Annotated in this window: 16 protein-coding genes; 15 read left to right on the top strand and 1 reads right to left on the bottom strand. The window is 42.2% G+C overall.

Features of this window, described 5'->3' with window-relative positions; all coding sequences use genetic code 11:
- From HMPREF0501_RS02265 to recN, 7 genes are read left to right on the top strand one after another with little or no spacing between them, the layout of a single operon-like run.
- Positions 1-861: a bifunctional methylenetetrahydrofolate dehydrogenase/methenyltetrahydrofolate cyclohydrolase gene (locus tag HMPREF0501_RS02265; RefSeq protein WP_006916206.1), complete on the top strand. Its 861-nt coding sequence runs from the start codon at positions 1-3 to the stop codon at positions 859-861.
- Positions 854-2,245: an exodeoxyribonuclease VII large subunit gene (gene xseA, locus HMPREF0501_RS02260; protein WP_006916205.1), complete on the top strand. Its 1,392-nt coding sequence runs from the start codon at positions 854-856 to the stop codon at positions 2,243-2,245. Before HMPREF0501_RS02265 ends, xseA begins: the two co-directional genes overlap by 8 nt.
- Entirely contained in the window at positions 2,232-2,531 is a 300-nt protein-coding gene (locus tag HMPREF0501_RS02255; protein ID WP_006916204.1) for an exodeoxyribonuclease VII small subunit, read from the top strand. Before xseA ends, HMPREF0501_RS02255 begins: the two co-directional genes overlap by 14 nt.
- Before the next feature lie 9 nt (positions 2,532-2,540).
- Positions 2,541-3,404 carry a polyprenyl synthetase family protein gene (locus HMPREF0501_RS02250; protein WP_006916203.1) on the top strand — a complete coding sequence of 288 codons (864 nt, stop codon included), beginning with the start codon at positions 2,541-2,543 and terminating at the stop codon, positions 3,402-3,404.
- Positions 3,405-3,412: 8 nt separating this feature from the next.
- The gene (locus HMPREF0501_RS02245) at positions 3,413-4,231 is read left to right on the top strand and encodes a TlyA family RNA methyltransferase (RefSeq protein ID WP_006916202.1); all 819 of its coding nucleotides are present in this window, start codon (positions 3,413-3,415) and stop codon (positions 4,229-4,231) included.
- A gap of 15 nt (positions 4,232-4,246) precedes the next feature.
- A complete protein-coding gene (locus HMPREF0501_RS02240; RefSeq protein ID WP_006916201.1) occupies positions 4,247-4,696 on the top strand; it encodes an arginine repressor in 450 nt (149 codons plus the stop codon).
- A gap of 14 nt (positions 4,697-4,710) precedes the next feature.
- Positions 4,711-6,393, top strand: a complete 1,683-nt coding sequence (recN, locus tag HMPREF0501_RS02235; RefSeq protein WP_006916200.1) for a DNA repair protein RecN — start codon at positions 4,711-4,713, stop codon at positions 6,391-6,393.
- Positions 6,394-6,444: 51 nt separating this feature from the next.
- On the opposite strand, the gene HMPREF0501_RS02230 is transcribed toward recN, so the two are convergent.
- A complete protein-coding gene (locus HMPREF0501_RS02230) occupies positions 6,445-6,780 on the bottom strand; it encodes a hypothetical protein (RefSeq protein WP_050755737.1) in 336 nt (111 codons plus the stop codon).
- Between the two features lie 171 nt (positions 6,781-6,951).
- On the opposite strand from HMPREF0501_RS02230, the gene gmk reads away from it, so the two are divergent.
- The 8 genes from gmk to pknB all read left to right on the top strand — a co-directional run bounded on the left by gmk (position 6,952) and on the right by pknB (position 16,546).
- Complete coding sequence (gene gmk, locus HMPREF0501_RS02225; protein ID WP_006916199.1) at positions 6,952-7,572, top strand: guanylate kinase; 621 nt, start codon at positions 6,952-6,954, stop codon at positions 7,570-7,572.
- Positions 7,569-7,844: a DNA-directed RNA polymerase subunit omega gene (gene rpoZ / locus HMPREF0501_RS02220; protein ID WP_006916197.1), complete on the top strand. Its 276-nt coding sequence runs from the start codon at positions 7,569-7,571 to the stop codon at positions 7,842-7,844. Before gmk ends, rpoZ begins: the two co-directional genes overlap by 4 nt.
- Before the next feature lie 80 nt (positions 7,845-7,924).
- On the top strand, positions 7,925-9,121 hold the full coding sequence (coaBC, locus tag HMPREF0501_RS02215; protein WP_040455748.1) for a bifunctional phosphopantothenoylcysteine decarboxylase/phosphopantothenate--cysteine ligase CoaBC: 1,197 nt from the start codon (positions 7,925-7,927) through the stop codon (positions 9,119-9,121).
- A 17-nt stretch (positions 9,122-9,138) separates the two neighbouring features.
- Positions 9,139-11,559, top strand: a complete 2,421-nt coding sequence (gene priA, locus HMPREF0501_RS02210; RefSeq protein WP_040455634.1) for a primosomal protein N' — start codon at positions 9,139-9,141, stop codon at positions 11,557-11,559.
- 13 nt (positions 11,560-11,572) lie between these two features.
- The gene (gene fmt / locus HMPREF0501_RS02205; protein WP_006916194.1) at positions 11,573-12,523 is read left to right on the top strand and encodes a methionyl-tRNA formyltransferase; all 951 of its coding nucleotides are present in this window, start codon (positions 11,573-11,575) and stop codon (positions 12,521-12,523) included.
- The gene (rsmB, locus tag HMPREF0501_RS02200; protein WP_006916193.1) at positions 12,516-13,859 is read left to right on the top strand and encodes a 16S rRNA (cytosine(967)-C(5))-methyltransferase RsmB; all 1,344 of its coding nucleotides are present in this window, start codon (positions 12,516-12,518) and stop codon (positions 13,857-13,859) included. The genes fmt and rsmB overlap by 8 nt, the downstream gene beginning before the upstream one ends.
- Before the next feature lie 18 nt (positions 13,860-13,877).
- Positions 13,878-14,609 (top strand): Stp1/IreP family PP2C-type Ser/Thr phosphatase, encoded by a 732-nt coding sequence (locus HMPREF0501_RS02195; protein ID WP_006916192.1) that lies wholly within the window; start codon positions 13,878-13,880, stop codon positions 14,607-14,609.
- 17 nt (positions 14,610-14,626) lie between these two features.
- The gene (pknB, locus tag HMPREF0501_RS02190; RefSeq protein ID WP_006916191.1) at positions 14,627-16,546 is read left to right on the top strand and encodes a Stk1 family PASTA domain-containing Ser/Thr kinase; all 1,920 of its coding nucleotides are present in this window, start codon (positions 14,627-14,629) and stop codon (positions 16,544-16,546) included.
- The last annotated feature ends 3 nt before the right edge of the window (positions 16,547-16,549 follow it).

The raw sequence follows: 16,549 nt of genomic DNA, 5'->3' as shown, positions 1-16,549 counted from the left end.
ATGGCAAAAGTAATTGATGGCAAACAAATTGCTTCAAATTTAAATCAGCAAACCGCAATGCGGACACAGACACTTATAAATCGTGGAATCACTCCTGGATTGGCAGTGGTCTTGGTTGGCGATGATCCGGCAAGTGTAATTTATACCAGAAATAAATCTCGGCAGGCCAATCGTCTTGGTTTTTATTCCGTTTTGAAAAAGTATCCGGCGGAGGTTAGTGAAGCAACGTTACTTGGTGAAATTCAGAAATTAAATGATGATCCTCAAATCCATGGCATTTTGGTTCAATCCCCTTTACCGGCTCATATTCCTGAAAGTCGGGTCATTGAAGCAATTGCTCCGCAAAAGGATGTCGATGGTTTCAATCCTGTCAATGTTGGCAAATTGTATACCAATGATCAAACTAACTATCCCGTTGCTTGCACACCACGCGGGATCATGACCATGTTGGAAACGATGGATATTGATGTAACTGGTGCCGAAGTGGCTATTATTGGACGTAGCCATTTGGTCGGCAAGCCTCTTCAGTCCCTGATGATGAATCATGACGCGACGGTGACGATTCTTCACCATGCAAGTCAAGATGCCAATTACTATTTAAAACACGCTGATATTGTGGTCGTTGCTGTTGGTAAACCGCAATTTTTAAAGGCTAATCAAGTTAAACCAGGTGCAGTTGTGATCGATGTTGGTATTAATCGTAAACCAAATGGTCACCTTGTTGGTGACGTTGATTATGATGACGTTAGCAGCGTTGCTAGCGCAATTACACCTGTTCCGGGTGGAGTTGGACCAATGACCATTGCAACTTTGATGCAACAAACAGTCGACTTAGCAGAGTGGAGTACAAATAATGACTGAAGTAGAACCAATTACTGTCAATCAGCTCACCAAATATATTCGACGAAAGTTCCAAGCAGACCCTTATATTTACCAGACTAATTTTTGGTTAGTCGGGGAGTTAACTGATTACCGACCGAGTAGCCGGCACCAATATTTTTCTCTCAAGGATGATAATGAAGAATTATCAGCTCGCGACCAATATAAGATCAGCGCGGTGATGTTTGCCAATGATTTTCGTAAGGTTAAGTTTCAACCGGAAAATGGGATGAAAGTGCTGGTTTATGGACATGTTGATATCTATCCTAACCGCGGCGCTTACCAATTTTATGTTAGTCAAATGGAAGTTCAAGGAATTGGTTCCCTTCAAGTTGCCTTCCAGCAAATGTATGAAAAGCTCAAAAAAGAGGGACTGTTTGACCAACCTAAAAAAGTAATTCGATCATTTCCGCAGCGGGTGGCGATTGTAACGAGTAATGATGCGGCAGTAAAACATGATATTATCACTACTTTTCGGCGACGTAATCCACTCATTCAGCTCGTTTGTTATCCAACTAAGGTTCAAGGTGATGATGCAGCACCAATGATTGCACACCAAATTCGCCAGGTCAGCGCTGATGGTAATTACGATACTTTAATTGTGGCTCGTGGTGGTGGTTCGCGGGGCGACCTCTGGGCATTTAACTCGGAAGAAGTGGGGCGTGCGATTGCTGAGTGCCCCATTCCGGTTATTTCATCAGTTGGTCACGAAGTTGATACTACAATTGCTGATTTAGTAGCCGATGATCGTGAGGCAACCCCGACTAGTGCGGCAGTTCGCGCTTCTGCATGGTTACTAGCGGATGTTAAAACGGAAATTCAAAATGTTCGGCAGCAACTTTCCCATTTAATGAAGCTCGACATTGATCATCTTCAAGAACGGCTGACCGCACTACAAAAGAATTATATTTTTCAGGAACCAACGCGGATTTTACAACAGCCCACAGAACGATTAGATGATCTTAAACAACAATTAATGGTAAGTGTTCGTCAACGTCAGCATGAAAAACAACAACAGCTACGTTTATTAACTACTCAATTACATAGTTTTTCGCCTACGGATCGTTTCAAACGAGATCGTGAACGTCTACAGGGCTTGCAACAGCTGTTGCGGACAGTTGGTAGTCGTCAGATTCATCAATCACAACTAGAGTTAACGGGATTAATTAATCAATTGGTGACTCTTGATCCGGAAAAAGTGTTAGCGCGTGGATATAGTTATGTAACGCAAAGTAATCAGGTCATTAAACAGGTTGGGCAGGTAAAAGTTGCTGATCGCATTACTGTTCATTTAGTTGATGGCGACGTAGAAGCAGAAATTAAACAGATTAAACACAAGGGAGCAACACAACATGGCAACAACTAGAAAAAAAGTGACGTTTGAGGAGCAGATGAATGAACTGCAAGAAATTGTTAATAATCTCCAACAAGGAAATCTGTCCTTAGATGATTCACTGAAGCAGTTTAAGAATGGGATGAAATTAGCTAATAAATTGCAAAATCAACTTGATAAAGCAGACGAAACCTTAGCACAGCTGATGGGGGCGGATGGTCAATTACATCCGGCAGAAGAAGCCGGGGATGATTTAAGCAACAATGGTGTTCAGAATCAGGGATATCACTCTGAATTTGTTGATAAAGATGAAAAGTAGGGTAAAGTTATGATTCATGACTATCAAAAGCAGATTAATCAATATTTAAGTGACCATGTCGAAAATGAATGCGCTGAACCGACGTTAGCCACTTCGACCATTTATTCCTTAATGGCGGGCGGTAAACGCCTTCGACCAGCGCTGACGTTGGCAATTTGTGATGCTTTTCAACAATCAATTAATCAAGATGTTTTACGGGCGTCCTGCGCAGTCGAATTATTACATACATATTCACTTATTCATGACGATTTACCAGCGATGGATAATGATGATTTGCGGCGGGGATTGCCGACTAACCATCGCCGTTTTGGTGCAGGGATGGCAACGCTAGCAGGAGATGGCTTACTAACCTTAGCTTTTCAATGGCTGAGCGATAATAATTTGGCAACCACGACCCGGTTATCGCTAGTTAGGGAACTAGCAACGGCAGCTGGACCAGCAGGAATGGTTGCAGGTCAAGCAATGGATATTCATAATGAAGGACATCATTTAGCGTTGCCAGACTTGCAATTGTTGCATGAAAAGAAAACGGGAGCATTAATTCGCTATGCGGTTCTTGCGGGAGGAATTATCACGAATCAAGCTCCGGAAACTAAACATTTACTGGCCAGATTTGGTGAGTATTATGGTTTGGCATTTCAAATTTATGATGATCTAATGGATGTTGTGGGCAGTGAAGCACAGATGGGCAAAGCTGTTCACAAGGACCAAGTGGAAGCAAAAAATACTTATCCAGGTTTGTTAGGTTTAGCTGAAACTAAGCATCAGTTAGCCATAGCCTTAGTTAAGGCTCGCAAATTGGAGGAGGAGCTCAATCGACAAACCAACGGAGATTTTACTGTTTTAGAAGAATTCTTGGCATACTTTAAATAGGTGAAAAAATGGAAAAAGAACGGGTTGACGTATTATTAGTTAAGCAGGGGTTATTTGATTCTCGTGAACAAGCTAAGCGGGCAGTAATGGCTGGAGAAATCCTTGGTAAAAATAATGAAAGATTAGATAAACCGGGACAAAAGATTGCAGTGACCACCACTTTACACATGAAGGGCAAAAAGATGCCATATGTTAGCCGTGGTGGCTTGAAATTGGCTAAGGCCTTAAAGGTGTTTGGAATAACGGTTCGAGATCTGACGGTTCTTGATATTGGTTCGTCGACTGGTGGTTTTACGGATGTGATGCTTCAAAATGGAGCCAAACGCAGCTATGCGCTTGATGTTGGGACAAATCAACTAGTATGGCAATTGCGTGAAGATCCCCGTGTTGTCGTAATGGAACAAACTAATTTTCGGTATAGTAAACTAGCGGATTTCACAATGGGACAACCAGAATTTGCTTCCATTGATGTCTCATTTATTTCCTTGAAATTGATTTTGGAACCATTAAGTCATATCCTCAAGCTCGGTGGTTCTGTGGTGGCATTAATTAAGCCACAATTTGAAGCAGGCCGTAACCATGTCGGTAAGCATGGGATTGTCCGTGATCGAAATGTTCATGAAGAGGTTATAAAGAATGTCTGTCAATTTGCGGTCGAAAATCATTTTGATGTTAAAAATCTCGATTTTTCACCGATTAAGGGTGGACAAGGCAATATCGAGTTTTTGGTCCACCTTCAGTTAACGGATCATCAGGGAACTATTTCCCCAATTGTAGATATTGATCAGGTAATTGATAACGCCTATGCTGAACTTAAACAGTCCTAGAAAGGAGCATGTGGAATGAAAAAATCGGAGCGACAGGATAAAATCCGTGAAATGATTGAAAATCATGATGTTGAACGTCAAGAGGACCTCGTACGGCTTCTTTTGTCTTCAGGAATTCATGTTACACAAGCGACCATTTCGCGAGATATTAAAGAGATGCAGTTGGTGAAGGTTCCCAGTGCAGCAGGTGGTTATCGATATAACATGCCAACTCATCGGCAGGATAATAAGGAACAACAGTTGGCGGATGCGGTGACTAATGATTTGCAGTCGTTAAAGCGTTCTGACCGTTTTTTATCCTTAACGATGCGGCCAGGCCATGCACCAATGGCGGCGGTGCTGATCAAGCGACTTAATTTTCCAGAAGTTTTTACAGCAATTGGTGATGACACAAGTGTTTTGGTGGTCTGCCAATCAGCAGAAGATGCAGTTAAATTTGAGCAAATCATTACTAGCCTGAATTAAAGGGAGGGCGAGTCGTGTTACAAGAAATTACTATTGATAATCTCGCCATTATTAATCATTTAACATTGGCCTTCGGTCAGAATATGACCGTCCTGACGGGGGAAACTGGTGCGGGTAAGTCAATCATCATTGATGCGGTCGGATTACTGGCTGGTGCTCGCGGATCGCAGGAACTAATTCGCCAAGGAACCGATAAACTTGAGGTTCAGGGCCAATTTCTGATTCCGGACGATCCCCAATATAGTGAATTACTTGATCAGTTGGGGATTGATCATGAGGACCGCACCGTTATTATTTCGCGAGAAATTCATCGGAACGGGAGAAATACAATTCGAGCAAATGGAACATTAATTAATACCACTATTTTGCGGAAAATTGGTGCACCACTGGTCGATATTCAAGGTCAAAATGATAATCAGCGTTTATTACAGCCTGATCAGCATCTACCAATGTTGGATCATTTTGCTGGTGCGGAAGTTCAAAAATTACTTCAACAATATCAAGAACATTATCGTCAGTATCGAAAGTTAAAAAAAACCTTGGCCACCAAGCAAGCCAATGAACAACAATGGGCACAACGGTTAGATATGCTCCGCTATCAGGTTCAAGAAATTCAGTCTGCTGACCTAAAGGCTGATGAAGAAGATACTTTAATTAGTGAACGTGATCGCTTAGATCATTTCCAGCAGATTCAAAATACATTACAACAACTAGTCGCGATTTTGAATGGTGGTGAAAATGCACCGGTACTGGATCAGTTGGCAACGGCCATGGATGCAGTCAATGAAATTACGCAATTTGATGATAACTATGCTGACATTGGCAAAGCATTGGAAGATTCATACTATTCATTGCAGGACGTGGCTAACCAATCAAGTCATGAACTGGATGGCTTAGAATTTGATGAAGAACGCCTTAATGAAATTAATACTCGCTTGGATTTGATAAATGATCTGGAAAGAAAGTATGGAGATACTGTGCCGGACATCCTTGCTTATTACAATAAGATTCACCACGAATTAGCTGACATGGAAGGGACAGTGGATTCGAATGATGAGTTAGAGGAACAATTAGCCACAGTTGTGAAACAACTAGAAGAATTAGGAAATCAATTAAGCGAGCAACGAAAAAAGGTGGCTAAGGATCTAGAAAAACGGGTTCATCATGAATTAAGTGCTTTATACATGGAAAAGGCAGTTTTTAAGGTTCATTTTGCTAAGGTTCCGGTTCATAGTTTCACCCCAACTGGGATTGATGATGTTGAATTTTATATTCAAACTAATCCTGGTGAACGGATGGGGCCGTTAGCAAAGATTGCTTCCGGTGGGGAGCTTTCCCGGGTAATGTTAGCTTTGAAGACGATTTTTACGGAGCAAGCGGATGTAACTAGTATTATTTTTGATGAAGTTGATACTGGAGTTAGTGGTCGTGTTGCACAAGCAATTGCCGATAAAATTAAAGTCATTGCTGATCATTCGCAGGTTCTGTGCATTACGCACCTTCCACAAGTGGCCGCAGTTGCTCAACACCAGTTTTTAATTCAAAAACAAGTCCACGATCAACGAACCACTACGACCGTAACTAAATTAAACCATCAAGAACGGGTGGATGAATTATCACGGATGCTGGCAGGAGAAAAAATTACTAAATTAACGCGTGAACATGCTAATGAACTTTTAAAAATGGCTCACGAATAAAAAAGGAATCGTCGTAAACATTCACTATGTTTATCGACGATTCCTTTTTAGTTAACCAGCAATGTAGCGAACCTGTTTTAAGGTGAAAATGTAAGAGACATTTTGATTGCGCAGAAGAAAACGTTTGTTTGGAAGCGGATAAAGTTGTCCACGACAATTGGTAATCTGCCCTTCCGGGGTTAGTGGATTTAATTGGATAAAAATAGATCGATGATCTTCTACTGCAAGCTTAGTAAACAGTTTTCGCTGAGCAACGGGTTGGACTGGTAGTATCTGAGGTACCGGCTGACCGTTGTTTGAAGTGATCTCATCATCAAAAAGGTGGTGGAAATATCTGTTGAGAGCTACAGACCCACGATTGATGAACTTGGTACTTGGATTTTTCATTTGATCATCTCCGAACGCTTGTTTGTAAAATCATTATACGAACAAACGTTCAAAATTGCAAGAGAAATTCAATTTTTTTATTTTGATTGCTAGCAACTGTTGAATTACGGGTGATTTTATTTAATAATGTTTACTAATTACTTTGAATCAATTATGAGGGGTTAACTAATCATGACAAAACGTGGAATGTTGATTGTACTTTCTGGTCCTTCTGGCGTTGGCAAAGGAACAGTGCGTAAAGCATTATTTGATCAACCAGGAAACGACTTTCAGTATTCAATTTCGATGACCACCCGTAAGCCGCGCCCTGGTGAAAAGAATGGTGTCGATTATTTCTTTGTTTCTAAAGAAGAGTTTGAGCACAATATTCAAACTGGACAAATGTTAGAATACGCAAAGTATGTTGACAACTATTATGGAACACCATTAAAATATATTGATGATACATTAGACTTTGGAAAAGATGTTTTCCTTGAAATCGAAGTTAATGGTGCGATGCAGGTCCGTTCAAAACGTCCGGACGGCGTTTTTATTTTTTTGACGCCACCCGATTTAATGGAATTAAAGCACCGATTAATTCACCGTGGGACTGATAGCATGGACGTGATTAATAAACGGATCCATAAAGCATTTGGTGAAATCGAAATGATGCAGAATTATGACTACGCCGTGGTGAACGACAAGGTGGATAATGCTGTTGAAAAAATTAAGGGAATCATTCGCACTGAGCGATTACGGGTTCCACGAGTAATGCCGGATTATCTTGAAATGTTAGGAGATTCAGAAAAATGATTTTATACCCATCAGTTGATGAATTATTAAAGCGGGTTGATTCTCGATACTCATTAATCATGTTGGCCAGCAAGCGTGCCCATGAAATTGATAAATATGAAGCGGATCAATGGCGGGCTGATCACGGTGACAAGCCAGTTAGCATGGAAGGCGACAAGCCATTGTTATTGGACCACTACCAATCAGCAAAATCAGTTGGTAAGGCCTTAGAAGAAATTGAAGCAGGTAAGGTCACGATTGATCCATACCATACTGAAGACAAACAAGACTAACGTACCTTTTGATGGGTTGGGGGATAACAATGGTTATTTTCTAACCCATTAATTATTCTTGGGGAAATTTGGTGAAAATGATGGCAAAAATTTTGGTACATGTGAGTGGTAGTATCGCTGCCTTTAAAGCTGTTACGGTAGTAAGAATGTTACAACGCGCTCATCATGAAGTGCGGGTCGTAATGACTAAATCCGCCACTAAATTGGTGGGCCCAGCGACTTTTACAGCGTTAACCCACTATCCCGTGTTAGTGGATTTATGGGAACCAACGTTGAATGGCGACATTCCTCATATTGAGTTGGCTGACTGGGCGGACTATTCAATTGTAGTTCCAGCGAGTGCAGATGTGATTGCAAAAATTGCCAATGGGATTGCGGATGATGCTGTTACCACAACGGTTTTGGCAACGCCGACGCCAGTTATGATTGTGCCAGCGATGAATACTCACATGTGGAATCAGCCATCAACACAACGGAACCTGGATCAATTACGCCGTGATGGGCGATTAATTCTTTCACCAGTTCATGGACAGCTAGCTGAAGGCTACGCAGGTGATGGGCGGATGCCCGAACCAAAGGTAATTGTCCACTTTATGGATCAGGTTATGTCCTCTCAAGAAATTTTAAAAGGAAAACATGTGTTAATTGCGCTTGGCGGTACTGTCGCACCGATTGATCCGGTCCGCTATATAGGAAATTGGTCTTCTGGGAAAATGGGCTGGTCAATTGCACAGGCTGCTTTAACAATGGGAGCCGAAGTGACGGTCATTGCTGGTCGCACTGATATTCATCTTGAAGCGCAAAAGCGGTTAATGATTCAGCGGGTTCGGACCACGCAGGAAATGTATGAACAGATTGAAAAGCACTTTGGTCAATGTGATGTTTTGATTATGGCAGCGGCAGTGGCAGATTTTAAACCAGCCAACGTTGTTCAACAGAAAATTAAAAAGGATCCTCACCAAACGGTTTTAAACTTACAACTAACACCAACAGTGGATATCTTAAAAAAGATGGGGCATCGCAAAAATCATCAGTTAGTAGTTGGGTTTGCTGCAGAAACTCAAGACGTCCTTGCAAATGCACAGCAAAAGTTAGTTAACAAGGGGGCCGATATGATTGTAGCAAATGATGTTAGTCAAACTACAACGGGCTTTAATGCTGATAACAACAAAGTGACGATTTTACGTCCCCAACAAAAACCGCTTGCCTGGCCAACCGCAACTAAACACGAAATTGGTCAACGCTTAATGAAGTTGATTGCTGAGCAATTATCTTAAAAAAGGAGGGGGTGGCAGTGGCTGAATTAGCGCAAGTCATTGTGGATGTACCGACGTTGCAAACCAATCGGCCATATACTTATCAAGTGCCGCCAAAACTAGAACATCAAATTCAAGTCGGCATGCGGGTGATTGTGCCCTTTGGCAAGGGAAAGCGGTCTGTTCAAGGATTCGTAGTGGGACTTGATCAACCGGCTGATTTTCAAGGAACCCTCAAGCAAATTACGGCCTTAATGGATTTAGTTCCGGTGGTAAATTCGGAAATGATGCAATTAAGCCACTGGCTGGCAGACAAAACCTACTCGTTTTGGATTTCGTGTTTATATACGATGCTTCCAAACATGCTCAAGGCTAAATCCAAGCGCATTGTTAAGCTGGTTCAGCCATTAGCCCCTGAGGATCAAGCGATTTTTGGTCAACAAAACGTACTTGATTACTCATTGGTTCAAAATCAAGCTTCAATTGTTAGTCGACTACTAACGCTCAAGCGCGCTGGTAAGGTTCAATTTGAATATCAGGTTCAAGACCGTGCCCGGGTAAAAACTGTGGCTCAGATTCAACCAGTATTGACGGTTGATGAATACAAGCAACTCCGTTCGAAAACCCGTGCCAACGCTACCGCTCAACGAAAAATGCTGGACTATTTACAATCAATTGTTGGCCAGCAAGTTTTAATTAGCCAAGCCCAAAAGACCACACACCTGTCTTCGGCTAACTTTAGGCAGGCGGAAGATAAGGGCTGGATTTCTATGCAACAAATTGAACAATATCGCCAACCATTCGGTGCGGAGTTGACAGATCCTGCTGCTAAGGACCCCCTTTACTTAAACCTAGATCAGCAACGAGCATTAGCATCAGTTAAACAATCAATTGACAATCGCCAGTCCACGGTCTTCTTGTTACAAGGAGTTACCGGGAGCGGTAAAACCGAAGTTTATTTACAGGCAATGGCTCATGCTCTCCAACAAGGAAAAACCGCGTTATTGATGGTTCCAGAAATTTCGTTAACGCCGCAAATTGCAGAACGAGTTCGGGCTCGTTTTAGCTCCCAAGTTGCGGTTCTTCATTCCGGATTATCGGCTGGGGAACGTTATGATGAGTGGCGGAGAATTGAACGTGGTGAAGCCCAAGTAGTTGTGGGCGCACGGTCGGCGGTCTTTGCACCATTGAAAAATATTGGAATTATTATTATGGACGAAGAGCATGAGACCAGCTATAAGCAAGACGATGCGCCCCGCTACCATTCTCGCGAAGTTGCTAAGTGGCGGGCAAAATATCATCATGCGCCTTTATTATTAGGTTCAGCAACACCGAGTTTGGAAAGTTATTCACGGGCACTGGCAGGTAATTATCAACTATTACAATTACCACACCGGGTCAACAAACGTCCATTACCACCAATTAAAATTGTGGATATGCGTCCAGAGGTTCAGCGACGAGGGGAATCTAACTTTTCAACGGCACTTTTAACCGCTTTGCAGGAACGGCTTACCAAACATGAACAGAGCATTTTAATGCTGAACCGTCGCGGATTTTCCTCTTTTATCATGTGTCGTGATTGTGGATTTGTGTTGAAATGTCCTAATTGCGATATTTCATTAACAATGCATTTAGATACCCATACGATGCGGTGCCACTATTGTGGTCATGAAGAACCCATTCCGCAACGCTGCCCACAGTGTCATGGTCGTCATATTCGTTATTATGGAACTGGTACTGAAAAGGCAACTAAGGAACTACAGGCCTTATTACCCACGGCCCGAATTCTGCGGATGGATGTTGATACCACCCGTCGTAAGGGAATGCATGAAAAGCTGTTGCAAAAGTTTGGCAGCGGTCAAGCAGATATCCTACTGGGGACACAAATGATTGCCAAAGGACTAGATTTTCCTAACGTTACCTTAGTTGGGGTGTTAAATGCCGATACGGGACTTGATTTGCCTGATTTTCGGGCGAGTGAACGCAGTTTTGATTTGTTATCACAAGTCAGTGGTCGTGCGGGCCGGGCTGACAAAAAGGGTCAGGTAATTGTCCAAACTTTTAATCCAGATAATTACGTAATTCGCTTAGTTCAAGCACATGACTATCGTAAATTTTTTAACACTGAGATGCAGATACGACAATTAGCGAGCTATCCACCTTATTACTACACGATTCGTCTGATGGGGAGTCATGAAGATGAACAAGTGGCTGCCAAAATGATGTATGATATTAGACAGGAATTAGGGAAACAGCTTGCGAGTGATACAATGATTTTGGGGCCCACCCCGCGCGCAATTGCTCGTTTGAAAAAACGGTATTATTATCAAATTGTAATTAAATACCGTCAGGATCCTCAACTTCATTCATTATTAACTAAAATTATGCAAGAAGCACAAAATAAATATCAACGTGGTGCGGAATTGGCAATTGATCCGGATCCGCAGTACTTCCTATAAAGAAGGGATTAATATGACATCAGTAGTTTTTATGGGGACTCCCCAGTTTGCTGTGCCCATTTTACAGGCACTAATCACAAGTCCAGATTATGATGTTCAGGCAGTTTTAACACAACCTGACCGGCCGCGGGGCCGTAAACATGTGATGACGGCTTCACCGGTAAAGGAATTAGCAGTCAAAAACGGAATTGAGGTTTTGCAGCCGGCTAAGTTAAGCGGTAGTCCGGAAATGGAACGGGTAATTGATCTCCATCCGGACTTAATGATCACGGCCGCATATGGACAGTTTTTGCCAACTAAAATGTTGCAAGCGGCTAATATCGCAGCGATTAATGTACATGGTTCACTATTACCGAAGTACCGGGGTGGGGCCCCAATTCAGTATGCTGTAATGAATGGTGATACCGAAACGGGTGTGACGATTATGTACATGGTGAAAAAGATGGATGCAGGGGATATTATTGCCCAGCGATCCATTCCAATTACTAAGCAAGATGACACTGGTACGATGTTTGAAAAACTAAGTCTTTTAGGACGAGATTTGTTAATGGAGACCCTGCCAGCATTAATCGAGGGGACTGCACCTTCAATCCCACAGGATGAAACTAAAGTCGTCTTTTCACCAAACATTTCGTCTGCTCAGGAGCGAATTGACTACACTCTGCCAGCTAATCGGATTGATGACTTAGTACGTGGCCTTCGCCCTCAACCATTGGGAAATATGATTATTGATGGGGTACGGACTAAAATCATTGACGTTACTCCATTACCGGAATCAACGTCATTGGAACCTGGTAAGGTCGTGCGGATAGCAAAACATGCGCTGGTAATCGCTGGTGGTGATGGTACAACCTATCAAATTAATCGGTTAAAACCGGCTGGCAAAGGCTTGATGGATATTACCGCATACCTAAATGGTAACCAAGATTTACAACCAGGAGTACAAGCAATTACTAATGAATAATTCAATTCAAAATAGCCCCCGTAATTTGGCTTTAGAAACGCTCGATAAGGTCTTTCAACGGGGGTCTTATTCTAATTTACAATTAAATGAAACACTAAAGCGCCATCAATTAAAAGAAGTTGATAAACGACTAGTGACCACATTAGTTTATGGTGTATTACAACACAAACTAACCCTAGAATACTGGTTAACGCCACTGGTGAAGCGTGATCCCGATAGTTGGGTTAAAACGTTATTGATGTTGTCTTTTTATCAGTATCAATTTATGGATCGGATTCCAGAATGGGCTGCGACAGATGAAGCTATTAAGATTGCTAAATGGCGGGGAAATCCGGGAATTCGAAAGTTTGTAACGGGCGTTTTGCACTCTTTTCTTCGTCAGGGACCTGCTGACCCGTTAGAGATTGCTGATTCCATTAAACGGTTATCGATTATTGGTAGTATTCCTGAATGGTTGGTACGTTGTCTGCTTCATCAGTATGGTCAAGAGCAGGTTGAAAAATTAGTTCGCCAGATTAATGAACCTTCCCGTGTCAGTTTACGAGTGAATACTGCGCGGACAACTGTTCAAGAAGCAATTCAAACCTTAGCTAATGAGCAGATTGATGTTCAACAGAGTAAGGTTGCGCAGGACGGCCTGGTAGTTCAAAGTGGCAATGTACTTACTAGTGCAGCGTTTGCTAACGGGATGGTTACTATTCAGGATGAAAGTGCCATGTTAGCAGTGGAAGCGCTCCAACTTCGGGGCGATGAACGTGTGCTGGACGCGTGTGCTGCACCAGGAGGCAAGACTGGACAAATTGCTGCTGCTTTGGATCCGGCAATGGGTCAAGTTGATGCTTTGGATATTCATCAGCATAAGGTTCGACTAATTCGTAAGAACATGGAGCGGCTAGGGGTTGCTAACCGAGTCGTGGCACGGCAATTAGATGCCCGTCAGGTAGATGATTACTTTACAGATGAGTCTTTTGATAAAATCTTGGTTGATGCCCCATGTTCGGGGATCGGATTAATCCGACGTAAACCGGAAATTCGTTATGATAAAACTAGTTCCACTAGCAGTCGGCTTCATGAAATTCAAGGGACAATTTTAAATGCGGTTGCCCCGAAAGTTAAAAAAGGCGGTATAATTGTTTACAGCACGTGTACAATTCTTCAAGAAGAGAATGAAAACACGATTCAAACGTTTTTGGCACACCATCCAAATTTTCAGTTGTTAAAAACGCAAACGGCACGTGCAATTAAGGCTAACCGTCAGCAGAAGACACTCACGATTTTACCGAGTGATTATGGTTCCGATGGTTTCTTTATCGGGACCCTTCAACGGATTAAATAAAGGAATATTATTTAGATTATGAAAACTGCTTATCAAACTGACATTGGAAAACAGCGCTCACAGAATCAAGATCGTGTGCGAGTCTTTCATAATGGTAAGAATATGCTTGCCATTGTTACAGACGGGATTGGTGGTAACCGGAGCGGTGATGTTGCCGCAACGATTGCTATTGATCAACTTGGCCGCCAATTCATGGCTGCCCAGCCGCAAAGTGTTTCAGAAGCAAAACAATGGTTTCAAGAACAAGTGCTGGCAGCAAATGCATTAATTTTAAAGAAATCACAAGAGAATCAATCGTATCAGGGAATGGGGACAACACTGGTTGTTGCGCTCTTTTTTAATGATCAACAAGTAGTGGTTGCTAACATTGGTGATAGTCGTGGATATATTTACCACGATGGTCTATTGACCCAGATCACGATTGATCACTCATTAGTAAATGAATTAGTAAAAAATGGTGACTTATCTGAGGATGCCGCGCGTGTTTCACCACAAAAAAATATTATTACTCGCGCAATTGGTATTTCTCCAGATGCCCAAATTGAAGTGAACAGTTTTCCGGTTAACCCCGGGGACCTGTTTTTGCTGTGTTCAGATGGTCTGTCCAAAATGGTTAACAACGAACAGATTAAGGCAGTTCTTAGCACTGATCAGTGGACACTGGGTGAAAAATGCCAACGCTTAGTTTCCTTAGCAAACCAAGCGGGTGGCCCGGATAACGTTACCGTGTTAATCAGCCAAAATAATTAAGCGAGGCATGAAGCTATATGAAACCCGGATATGTACTAGGCAATCGGTATAAAATTATCCGATCACTTGGTGAGGGCGGAATGGCCAATGTATATCTAGCACATGATTTAGTCTTAGATCGCGAAGTGTCCGTTAAGTTACTGCGTTTAGACTTGCATGACGATCCGCAAACTAAGAAGCGTTTTCAACGTGAAGCACTTGCCGCAACCCAACTGAATGATCCCAACATTGTTGGTGTTTATGATGTTGGTGAAAACCATGGTATGCAGTATATGGTTATGCAGTATGTGGAAGGCATGGATCTGAAAAAATACATTGCGCAAAATTATCCGATTCCGTTGCCCCAAGTGATCAATATCATGGAACAAGTATTGTCAGCTGTTGAATCAGCACATGAACATGGCATTATTCACCGCGATTTAAAGCCGCAAAATATTTTAATTGATCAAAATAAAAACATCAAAATTACAGATTTTGGCATTGCCACAGCCAGTTTTGACAACTCCTTAACCCAAACGAATACGTTAGTTGGCTCCGTGCATTATCTGTCACCGGAGCAAGCACGCGGTAGTGTAGCCACCAAACGTTCAGATATTTATTCGCTCGGTATTATTCTTTATGAATTATTAACGGGCACAGTTCCTTTTGAAGGCGAGAATGCTGTCTCAATTGCATTAAAGCACTTTAAGGATCAAATCCCATCAGTCCGCGAGTTTAATCCGGCAATTCCTCAAGCAATGGAAAATGTGGTTTATAAAGCTACCGCCAAGGATCCCCAAGAGCGTTATGCTAGTGCCAAGGAGATGGCAGCTGATTTACGGACTTCACTAGATAATCGACGAAGTGGCGAACCACGGTTTAGAGAAAATAGTCATTGTGATGATGAAACAAAGGTTTTGGACCTAAAGTCGATTCAACATGCAAAAAAGCAAGCTGAGCAAGATAATGGTCAAACAAAAGAGATCGGACAGCCTAACCATCAAAATAATCCTACGGCAAAGAAATCCGTCAGTCATCGACGCTGGTGGGTTGGCTTAGCAAGTGGAGCAGCAGTAATAATATTATTTGCTGGTTGGTATTTTAATCGTTTAGTTACCGTGCCTAATATAGATGGGCAATCGACATCCCAGGCTGAAAAAACGTTGGCTAAACGACATTTGCGTGTTGGCAACATTACTAGAACCACCAGTAAGGTTGTGGCGAAGGACCATGTGGTATCGATTGATAGTCCAGAACGGGTACGGTTTGGTCGTTCGGTGGATATTGTTTTGAGTAGTGGTGTGAACAGCTACAAGATGGCTGACTTTGTTGGCGACGATTATGATCACACGGCAGCTCAACTACGTGCGAAAGGATTCACCGTTAATAAAGAAATGGTGTATTCAAATGAAGTTGATGAGGGATCAATTATTAAACAAAACGTTAGTGCCGGTAGCGTCATTAAACCACAGAATAAGGCTATTACCCTGACGGTGAGTCGTGGACAGCATAAGGTCAAGATTCCTAATTTTAAGAATAAAGATCTAAATGAAGTTCAGGATTTTGCTAACAAACACCACCTTCAAGTAACGGTGATTAAAAAGAATTCCAATAAGATTGCAGTTAATCACGTTATTAGTCAAACCCCAAAAGCGGGAACTAAATTGGCCGAGAATGATACCATAGCTGTTCAGGTGGCTGATACAGGAGCCAATTTAAAGACGACTAACATTCAGATTAATATTCCGTTTGATGGAAATGGTGGCAAAAAGGAAAACCGGGTTCAGGTTTATATTTCGGATGCGTACCATAATCTCACAATGGAATATCAAGACATTACGATCAACCAAGAAACTACGATCAATGTTCCGTTTACACTACGGAATCACCAAATGGGCGCTTACAAGGTTATCCGTAATGGTCGAACAATTATGAGTGCAACCAACATCACAGGTTAATGG

Source organism: Limosilactobacillus coleohominis 101-4-CHN, from assembly GCF_000161935.1.
In the GTDB taxonomy this organism is placed as follows: Bacteria; Bacillota; Bacilli; order Lactobacillales; family Lactobacillaceae; genus Limosilactobacillus; species Limosilactobacillus coleohominis_A.
This window is presented reverse-complemented; position numbering and strand designations above follow the sequence as displayed.